This is a genomic window from Streptomyces hirsutus (assembly GCF_001418415.1).
Taxonomy (GTDB): Bacteria; Actinomycetota; Actinomycetes; order Streptomycetales; family Streptomycetaceae; genus Streptomyces; species Streptomyces hirsutus.
This window is the reverse complement of record NZ_LIQT01000111.1, coordinates 1-5,458: the sequence shown is the minus strand read 5'-3', so window position 1 is coordinate 5,458 and position 5,458 is coordinate 1. Positions and strand designations below refer to the sequence as shown.

At 71.0% G+C, this 5,458-nt stretch carries 5 protein-coding genes, 1 tRNA gene and 1 pseudogene; 4 read left to right on the top strand and 3 right to left on the bottom strand.

What is annotated here, in order from left to right; genetic code table 11:
• Window positions 1-624 (top strand): annotated as a pseudogene (locus tag AOK11_RS09485) (tyrosine-type recombinase/integrase); the annotation flags it as partial.
• A 55-nt stretch (window positions 625-679) separates the two neighbouring features.
• The gene (locus tag AOK11_RS09480) at window positions 680-1,030 is read left to right on the top strand and encodes a hypothetical protein (RefSeq protein ID WP_240497274.1); all 351 of its coding nucleotides are present in this window, start codon (window positions 680-682) and stop codon (window positions 1,028-1,030) included.
• Window positions 1,031-1,120: 90 nt separating this feature from the next.
• Here the strand turns inward: AOK11_RS09480 and AOK11_RS09475 are convergent.
• Window positions 1,121-1,194 (bottom strand) — tRNA-Gly (locus AOK11_RS09475).
• A 575-nt stretch (window positions 1,195-1,769) separates the two neighbouring features.
• Here AOK11_RS09475 and dcd point away from each other — a divergent pair.
• On the top strand, window positions 1,770-2,345 hold the full coding sequence (dcd, locus tag AOK11_RS09470) for a dCTP deaminase (RefSeq protein ID WP_055570280.1): 576 nt from the start codon (window positions 1,770-1,772) through the stop codon (window positions 2,343-2,345).
• A gap of 14 nt (window positions 2,346-2,359) precedes the next feature.
• The gene (locus AOK11_RS09465) at window positions 2,360-2,857 is read left to right on the top strand and encodes a phosphoribosyltransferase (RefSeq protein ID WP_055593220.1); all 498 of its coding nucleotides are present in this window, start codon (window positions 2,360-2,362) and stop codon (window positions 2,855-2,857) included.
• A gap of 88 nt (window positions 2,858-2,945) precedes the next feature.
• On the opposite strand, the gene AOK11_RS09460 is transcribed toward AOK11_RS09465, so the two are convergent.
• Complete coding sequence (locus AOK11_RS09460; protein ID WP_055593218.1) at window positions 2,946-4,016, bottom strand: Yip1 family protein; 1,071 nt, start codon at window positions 4,014-4,016, stop codon at window positions 2,946-2,948.
• A gap of 81 nt (window positions 4,017-4,097) precedes the next feature.
• Entirely contained in the window at window positions 4,098-5,333 is a 1,236-nt protein-coding gene (locus AOK11_RS09455; protein WP_240497273.1) for an FG-GAP and VCBS repeat-containing protein, read from the bottom strand.
• Window positions 5,334-5,458 lie beyond the last annotated feature (125 nt).

The following is a 5,458-nucleotide window of genomic DNA, read 5'->3' as shown; positions in this document are numbered from 1 at the left end:
GCCGACGCGGTGGGGATGCGGTGGCGGCTGATGGTGTACCTCGGCGCCTACGGTCCGATGCGGTCGGAGGAGCCGGCCGGCCTCCGCCGCCGGGACGTCGGCATCGCCAACCTGCGCATCCGGATCCGTCTCGCCGAGCCGGAGCGGATGAACGGGCGACGAGTCCAGGGCGACACCAGGTCGGAGGCCGGCACCCGGACTGTGATTCTTCCCGGGTTTCTCCGCCGGGAGCTCCGGTGACATCTGGAGTCGTACGCCGAACCGGGGCCGGACGGGTTGGTCTTCGTGGGGGAGAGGGGGGCACCCTTCCGGCGCAGTACCTTCGGGCGGAAGCGGCGGCGGGCGCGGGAGGTCGTCGGCATGCCCGAGGGCTTCCGGTTCCACGACCTCCGGCACACCGGGCACACGCTCTCCACCCGGTCCGGGGCCACTCCCAAGGGCACGATGGTCCGCGCCGGGCAGTCGTCCGAGAAGGCCGCGCTGATCTATCAGCACTCCGATGAGGAGCGTCAGCGTGACTTGGCGGCCGGCCTCGACGACCTGGTCCGAGCCGAGCGTGCGAGGCACCACAAGGGTAAGGATCATGACCCCGCGCACCACAACGAGAGGCCCACGGGAAGCTAGTGCCGTGCCGGGCGTCGCGAGCCGGTGAACCTTTCCGGTCACCTAGGGTGCCGCAATGAGGTTACGCGGAGTGTTCATCGCATTTTTCCTGGTCCCGCTGGCGTGGGGGGTGATCACCCTGCTGAGGGCCGGGGCGGCCCACGGCGTCCCGGACTGCCCGGGGCTCCAGCTGGGCGAGGACGGCGAGGACCACCCCGGTCCCATGCGGCAGGGCCATACCTGCGCGCTCGACTACAGCGTCCACGGCGGCTATTCGACCGGCACGGCCACGTACGACCAGCTCAAGTACGCCCAGGAGGTGAAGCGCGGCGACCTCCTGGGCCAGGGCCTGCTGTACGCGCTGTACGGAACGGCGGGCACGGCCGCCACCGTGATCGCCACCCGGAAGCGCGCCGACGGACACTAGCCGCGCCCTTATGGTGCGGATGTGGTGCGCGCCCCGCCCACCGGTCTGGACAACAAAGAACCCCCGGGTCGTCGACCTGGGGGTTTCGCGTGGAGCGGGTGACGAGAATCGAACTCGCGCTCTCAGCTTGGGAAGCTGATGTTCTACCATTAAACTACACCCGCGTGTGATCCAGAACACTGATCTCGACACGGTGTCCGGATGCTCGCCCACTGTACCCCATGCCAGGTCTCCGGTGTTTTCCGTGCCGGGGACCTGATGTCGTTTCAGGGGTGGAAGCGTGTGCGGAGGGCTGGAGTTGGGGCGTACGGTGGGGCTCCGAGTGAGGGGTGTGCGGGGTGGGGAGTCCCCCCGCGAGGGCGTCTCCTTGATCCCGTAATGTGGCTTTTGTCGTCAGGGTAGGAAGCCAGATGCGGTTCTTGGGAAGGGACTCTTGGACTTGATGGAGCGCACCGTCGTCCGCTGTGCCGATGGGCACGTATTCGCCGCCACATCGTTCCCGATGCAGCAGGCCGAGCGGCTCGGCCCCGGTCGGTTGCTGCGCTGTCCGCGCTGTGCGCGGCTTCGCAGCGTCGTACCGGTGACTTTCGGGAAGCGGTAGAGCGGTAGCGGCAGGGCTGTGTCCGGGCCGCCGGTCGTGAGAGCGGTCGGTGGGCCGGGGCAGTACGGAGACCTCGGGCGTGGGCGCGTGGGGCGGCGCGGTGGTGGTCGGCCTGCGCGTCTTGCGTATCCTCGGGGAGTGCTTCTCTCAGACAAGGACATTCGGGCCGAGATCGACGCCGGGCGGGTACGGGTCGATCCCTACGACGAATCCATGGTGCAGCCGTCCAGTGTCGACGTGCGCCTCGACCGCTTCTTCCGGGTGTTCGAGAACCACCGGTACCCGCACATCGACCCCTCCGTCGAGCAGGCGGAGCTGACCCGGCTCGTGGAGCCGGAGGGGGACGAACCGTTCATCCTGCATCCCGGTGAGTTCGTGCTGGCCAGTACGTACGAGGTCATCTCGCTGCCCGACGATCTCGCCTCGCGGCTCGAGGGGAAGAGTTCGCTGGGGCGGCTCGGGCTCGTCACGCACTCGACCGCCGGGTTCATCGACCCCGGCTTCTCCGGGCACGTGACCCTCGAGCTCAGCAACCTCGCGACCCTGCCGATCAAGCTGTGGCCCGGGATGAAGATCGGCCAGCTGTGCCTGTTCCGGCTCAGCTCGCGCGCCGAGTTCCCGTACGGCAGTGAGCGGTCCGGTTCCCGTTACCAGGGGCAGCGCGGGCCCACCGCCTCGCGGTCCTTCCTCAACTTCCACCGGACCCAGGTGTGAGCGGGGTGGGTGACGTGAGCGGGGTGCGGGAGAACCTGAGCTACGAGCAGTTCGGTGTGGCCGTGCGCGAGCTCGCGCAGGCCATCGCGGACGACGGGTACCGGCCGGACGTCGTGCTGAGCATCGCGCGGGGTGGTGTCTTCGTCGCCGGCGGGCTCGCCTACGCCCTCGACTGCAAGAACATCCATCTCGTGAACGTCGAGTTCTACACCGGGGTGGGGACGACGCTGGAGATGCCGGTCATGCTGGCGCCCGTGCCCAGCGTCATCGACTTCACCGACAAGAAGGTGCTGATCGCCGACGACGTCGCCGACACCGGCAAGACACTCAAGCTCGTCCGCGACTTCTGCCTCGACGCCGTTGCCGAGGTGCGCAGCGCCGTCGTGTACGAGAAGACGCAGTCCCTGGTGAAGTGCGAGTACGTCTGGAAGCGGACCGATGAGTGGATCAACTTCCCGTGGTCCGTCCAGCCGCCCGTGGTGAAGCGGGCCGGGCAGGTTCTCGACGCGTAGAGGGACGCGCGCGCGGCCGGCGGTCGAGGGCAGGACGACAAGAAGGGGGCTCCCGGCGGGAGCCCCCTTTCCCGTGTGCTGCTCGTGGTCAGAGCGTGCCCAGCTTCACCAGGGACAGCAGGGCCAGGAGCTGGATCGCGGACGCGCCCAGGGCCTTCGGCCAGGGGAGGTCGTGGGAGCGGCTGACCATCAGGGTGAGGAGCGCCCCGCCCGCGACCCAGGTGGCCCAGCCGACGATCTGGACGAAGGTGGCGTCGCCGCTGGCGAACATCGCGAGGATCAGGCGGGGGGCGTCCGTGAGGGCCACGATCAGCATGGACAGGCCGACCGTGGGCTGCCAGGCGCCGTTGCCGCCGAGCTGGCGGGCCAGGGAGTGGGTGACCACGCCCAGGATGAGGAAGCTGATCACCATGGCCACGCCCGTCATCAGGACGATGGGTATGGCGTTGGTGATGGTGGCCTCGATCGCCTCTTCGCGGGCGCCGTCGAAGCCGAAGACCGCCAGCAGGCCGTAGAGGAAGGTGACGGTGAGGGCGGGGCCCCACACCGTGTAGTCGCGCATCCGCAGGAAGGTCTGGTCGGGGGCGGTGACGATGCCCTTGAGCAGGTCCTTCCAGGGCAGGCGGGGGCCCACCGGGCCCGGCAGCGGGGCCGCGTCGTCGTGGTAGTGGTCGTCGCTGATCCGGAAGGCCTGGGTGTGCCCCGGATTGTTGGCCGCGTACGGGTCGTGGGGGGCGTGGTGGCCGTGCGGGCCGGGAGGGTACGCGCCGCCGTCGCCGAAGTATTCGGGCTCGCCGTGGCCGCCGCCGGGCCCGGGGCGGTGCTGGCCGCCGTAGCCGCCCGGCCCGCCCGGACCGCCCGGCCCGCGGTTCACCTGCGGCCAGCCACCGCCGCCGTTGCCGCCGCCGCTGTGGCCGCCTCTGCCGTAGGGCGGCTGCTGGGGCGGGTACGGCTGAGGCGCCTGCGGGGAGCCGTACGACGGCCCCGGCGGCGTCTGCTGTCCGTACGGGGGTTGTTGCGGTCGCGCGTGAGGAGCGCCGTTGTTGTCCCGGCCGCGTCCGATCCTGAATCCAGCCACGTTGTCGAACGTACCTGGTCCCGGGGGGCCGCGTGCCGGGCCCGGGGTTTCGGGCCCGGCTTTGCGGCCGAGCTGTGACATCCCCTAAGGGGCCGTCAGCCGGGTGGTCCGTCCTGCGGAGGGTCCGGCGCCGGTCCGGTCCTCCGCAGGACGGAGCCGGGGTCAGTCGGTGAAGCCGCCCTCGAAATCGGGAAGGGGCGTGGTGGCGTCGGTCGTCGGCAGGGCGCTGGTGCCGCGCAGCACGACTCCGCGCTGCGCGGCGCCCAGCGCCAGGTCCGCGCGGCCGTCGGCGGTCAGGTCGCGCAGACGTACGGCGAAACCGAACGAGAGGTGATCGTCGGCGGGGCCCACGACCGTCTGCGGGATCCAGGAGGAGCGGGCGCCGGAGAGGCCGCCCGAGCCGCCGCGGAAGAGGTGGACGCCTCCCTGGTCGTCGTGGCCGCCGACGTCCTCGTGGGGCACGCCGACCGCGAGATCGGCGTAGCCGTCGCCGTTCGCGTCGGCGGCGGAGACGGCGTAGCCGAAGTTGTCGTCCGCCTCGGGGGAGCCCGAGACGCCGGCCGTGGCCTGGGTGAACGTGGTGGAGCCGCTCGGGCCGGAGGAGGTGCCGCGCCAGACGGTGACCGCGCCCCGGCCGTTGCCCTGGTCGGGCAGGCCGACGGCGATGTCGCCGTAGCCGTTCTTGTCGAAGTCGCCGATCGCGGCGGCCCAGGGTTCGCTGCTGAAGGTCTTGGACGGGCCGGACGACAGGCCCGAGGAGGAGCCGGTCAGGGACCAGATGCGGTGGCGCTGCTCGGAACCGTAGAACTGTGTGCCGAGGATCACCAGGTCCGTTTTCCCGTCGCCGTTGATCTTGCCGGCGGCGAGGCCGTGCGAGTACCAGCCGCTGCCCGTCTTGTCGATCCGGCTGACCTTGCCGGTCGCGCCGGCCTTGGTGAACGGGCCGCGGTACAGCCAGGCCTCGCCGCCGCCGATCACCACGAGGTCGGGTGAACCGTCTCCGGTGAAGTCGCCGGTGGCGACGTCCCTGCCGAACTGGGCGTGGCGGCCGCCGGCGCCGGACGCCGGGCTGACGTTGGTGCCGCCGGACAGGCCGGCCTTCGAGCCCCAGACGACGGTGACCGAGCCGCGGTACTCGGCGCTGCCGACGTGCTCGGTGGGGTTGCCGACGACGAGGTCCGCGTAGCCGTCCTTGTTGAGGTCGGCGCTCGCCGACGTCTCGCCGAACCAGTCGTCCTCCTCACCGGTTCCGGGGACACCGGGGCTGCCCTGGTGGATCCGGTGGACGCGTGCGGTGTCGAGGCCGCCGGCGGTGCCGTGGAGCACGTTGACGGTCCCGCCCTCCCGGTCGACGTCGTTGGTGCCGCCGTAGACGAGGTCGCGGCGCGCCGACCTCACCACGGACGTCTACGCGGACCTCGTCGTCGGCAACCCCACCGAGCACGTCGGCATCGCCGAGCACCGCCCCTCGCTCACCGTCGTCTGGGCCTCGCACGCCGGCCGGTCCGGCGGCACCAACGTCA

Excerpts from the sequence above, each read along its gene's own strand:
- AOK11_RS09480 (WP_240497274.1), top strand. The coding sequence starts at position 680 with ATGAGGTTACGCGGAGTGTTCATCGCATTTTTCCTGGTCCCGCTGGCG.
- AOK11_RS09460 (WP_055593218.1), bottom strand. The coding sequence starts at position 4,016 with ATGTCACAGCTCGGCCGCAAAGCCGGGCCCGAAACCCCGGGCCCGGCA.